Below are 2,988 nucleotides of genomic sequence, written 5' to 3'. Positions count from 1 at the left end.
GGCCCGTGCCCGGGCCGGGGGTGCGGAAGGGACGGTGGCTCACGAGACCTCACAGAGCTCGGGCCCGGCCGAGCGGCCGGGCGGGGGGACTCCTGCTGCGGTGCGGTCGTGCGGTGTGTTTCCGTCGCGCTCGGACCGGCCGGCGCGGTGCGCCCGCGGGCCCCGCGGGACGCACGGGACATGACACGTACGACATGACGCGTACGGGATGGGACGTACGGCATGGAACGTACGGGATGACACGTGCGGCGGGTCGGCCTGATCGTGGCTGCGAGTTTCCCGGTGTCTTCACGCAGTTGTCAACATTCTTGCCGCGCGTTCTTGATTGATTGCTAGGCTCAATCGTCAGAAGTACGCAGTGTGGGTAGGCGGCATGCAGCAGGCGGGGGCGACGGCGGTCACGGCCGCCTGCGACCGCCGGTGACCGGGACGACGGTGGACGACGGGAGTGGCCGCGTGAGCGAGCTCGAATTCATGGCGCAGGAGATCCTCGGCCAGCCGGAGTGCTGGCGGGAGGCGGCCCGGATCGCCGCCGTGCCCTCCTGCCCGCTGCCCGCCCCGGGGCAGCGGGTGGCCGTGGTGGGCTGCGGGACCTCGTGGTTCATGGCGCAGTCGTACGCGGCGCTGCGCGAGGCGGCGGGCCTCGGCGGGACGGACGCGTTCGCCGCGTCCGAGGCCCCGGTCGCGGGGCGCGCCTACGACGCGGTCGTGGCGATCAGCCGTTCCGGCACCACGACGGAGGTGCTCCGCCTGCTGGACGAGGTGCGGGCTCGCGGGGGCGTCAGGACCGTGGCCCTGATCGGCGACGTGGAATCACCGATGGTGGACGCGGTGGACGATGTGGTGCGCCTTCCGTTCGCCGACGAGCGGTCGGTGGTGCAGACCCGGTTCGCGACGACGGCGCTCACCGTGCTCCGCGCGCACGCCGGGGGCGCGGACGCCGTGGCGGCGGCGGTGCACGACGCCGAGGCGGCGCTGGAGGCCCCCGTCGAGGGCGCGTGGGTGGACGCCGAGCAGTTCTCCTTCCTCGGACAGGGCTGGACGTACGGCCTGGCGAACGAGGCCGCGCTGAAGATGCGCGAGGCCTCCCAGAGCTGGACCGAGTCGTACCCGGCGATGGAGTACCGGCACGGGCCGGTGGCGATCGCGGCGCCCGGCCGGGTGACCTGGATGTTCGGCGCGGCGCCCGAGGGCCTCGGCGAGCAGGTGCGCGGTACGGGCGCGCGGTTCGTGGCGCACGACCGCGATCCGCTGGCGGAGCTGGTGCTGGTGCAGCGGGTGGCGCTTGAGCGGGCGCGCGCCCGTGGCCTCGACCCGGACTCCCCGCGTAGTCTGACGCGTTCCGTCGTCCTCGACGGAGCGGCCGGCGGGGCGAACTGACCGGGCGCGTCGACGCGTCGGCGCATCGGGCCGGCCTCGATCCGGTCGCGTCCGGTCCGCGCGGTGGTCCTGTCGGCCGGCCCGGTCCGCCCGGCGCGTTCCCGCGGGTGCACGCCGGGCCCCGTACGCGTACACGACCCTCGGGAGGCACCTGATGATGCGGCACGAGCGGCTGAACGCGCTGCTCGACCTCCTGGCGGAGCGCGGCCAGGTCCAGGTGGACGACGCCGCGGCGGCGCTCCTGGTGTCGCCCGCGACCGTGCGCCGGGACATGGACGCCCTGGCGGAGCAGCGGCTGCTCACCCGGACCAGGGGCGGCGCGGTGCTCAGCTCCGTGGCGTACGACCTGCCGGTGCGCTACCGGGCCGCGCACCGCCCGGCGCAGAAGCGCCGCATCGCGGAGGCGGCGGGGCGCCTGGTCGGGCGCGGCAGCGTGGTCGGACTCTCCGGAGGCACCACCACGACGGAGATCGCGCGTGCGCTGGCGGTCCGGCCCGACCTCCAGGAACCGGGCCCCCGGCCGAACCTGACCGTGGTCACCAACGCGCTGAACATCGCGTACGAGCTGTCGGTGCGGCCCACCGTGAAGATCGTCCTGACCGGCGGGGTCGCGCACAGCCGTACGTTCGAACTCGTCGGCCCCTACAGCGACCTGGTGCTCGGCCAGATCACCATGGACGTCTCCTTCATCGGCGTCAACGGCGTCGACCCGCTGATGGGCGCGACGGTCCACGACGAGGCGGAGGCTCGCGTCAACCGTCTGATGGCGGAGCGCGCGGGACGCGCCGTGCTGGTCGCGGACTCCACCAAGATCGGCAACCGGGCCTTCGCCACGATCGGCGGCCCCGAGGTCTTCGACACCTTCCTCACGGACGGGGAGGCCCCCGAGCGGGCCCTGCGCGACTTCGCGGAGGCCGGCTGGCACGTGGTCACCGCGACACCGGAGGGGGACGCCCGGACTCCGGCGGACGCACGGCCCGGGGAGGGCACGGGGCGCGCCGACGGCGGAGACGGCGACGGCCCGGCCCCGGGCGGACCGGGCACGGAGTCCTCCGACCCGGGCGGCGCGCGCCCGAACGGCTGACGCCTTACCGATCAGACCGGGAGGGCGCCTCGCCCGGGAGGCGTCTCAACGGGCCGCGTCCTCGTCCAGGAGCCGCCGGAGCAGCTCCGCGTCGTCGGCGGAGAGGGCGTCTGCGAAGCGGGCGAGGACCGCCGCACGGTCGGGACGCTCGTCGAGGACCGTGCTCATCCTGCGGGCGGCGAACCCCGGGTCGTCGGTGACCGGGGCGTACGCGTAGGCGCGCCCGCGCGGCACGCGCGTCAGCAGCTGCTTCGCGTACAGCCGGCTGAGGATCGTCACCACCGTGCTGTACGCGAGGCCGCCGCCGAGGCGCTCCGCGACGTCGCCCGCGGTCAGCGCGTCACCCGCGTCCAGCAGCAGTTCGAGGACCTCCGCCTCCCGCTCGCCATTGCCCCGCTTCCGGCCCCGTCCGTGTGTGCCCGCGTCCATCGGTTTGTGGTTTCCTCGTCTTGTCTTCTACATTCGTGTAGGACTTCTACGGCGGTGTAGAAGCTGTGGTGCTCTCCGAGTCTGCCACACCCCTC

Annotated in this window: 2 protein-coding genes and 1 pseudogene; 2 read left to right on the top strand and 1 reads right to left on the bottom strand. The window is 74.3% G+C overall.

What is annotated here, in order from left to right:
- The first annotated feature begins 456 nt into the window (after positions 1-456).
- Complete coding sequence (locus LCE31_RS38480; RefSeq protein WP_225022842.1) at positions 457-1,380, top strand: SIS domain-containing protein; 924 nt, start codon at positions 457-459, stop codon at positions 1,378-1,380.
- A 154-nt stretch (positions 1,381-1,534) separates the two neighbouring features.
- Positions 1,535-2,329, top strand: a pseudogene (locus LCE31_RS38475) (DeoR/GlpR family DNA-binding transcription regulator); the annotation flags it as partial.
- 180 nt (positions 2,330-2,509) lie between these two features.
- On the opposite strand, the gene LCE31_RS38470 reads toward LCE31_RS38475, so the two are convergent.
- Positions 2,510-2,893 (bottom strand): BlaI/MecI/CopY family transcriptional regulator, encoded by a 384-nt coding sequence (locus LCE31_RS38470; protein ID WP_225022840.1) that lies wholly within the window; start codon positions 2,891-2,893, stop codon positions 2,510-2,512.
- Between the last annotated feature and the right edge of the window lie 95 nt (positions 2,894-2,988).

Source organism: Streptomyces sp. 8L, assembly GCF_020176795.1.
GTDB lineage: Bacteria > Actinomycetota > Actinomycetes > Streptomycetales > Streptomycetaceae > Streptomyces.
The sequence above is the reverse complement of the archived record's forward strand: the minus strand, read 5'-3'. Positions and strand labels throughout refer to the sequence as shown.

Bases quoted from the DNA above. Each gene is read 5' to 3' on its own strand.
- LCE31_RS38470 (WP_225022840.1), bottom strand. From the start codon at position 2,893: ATGGACGCGGGCACACACGGACGGGGCCGGAAGCGGGGCAATGGCGAG.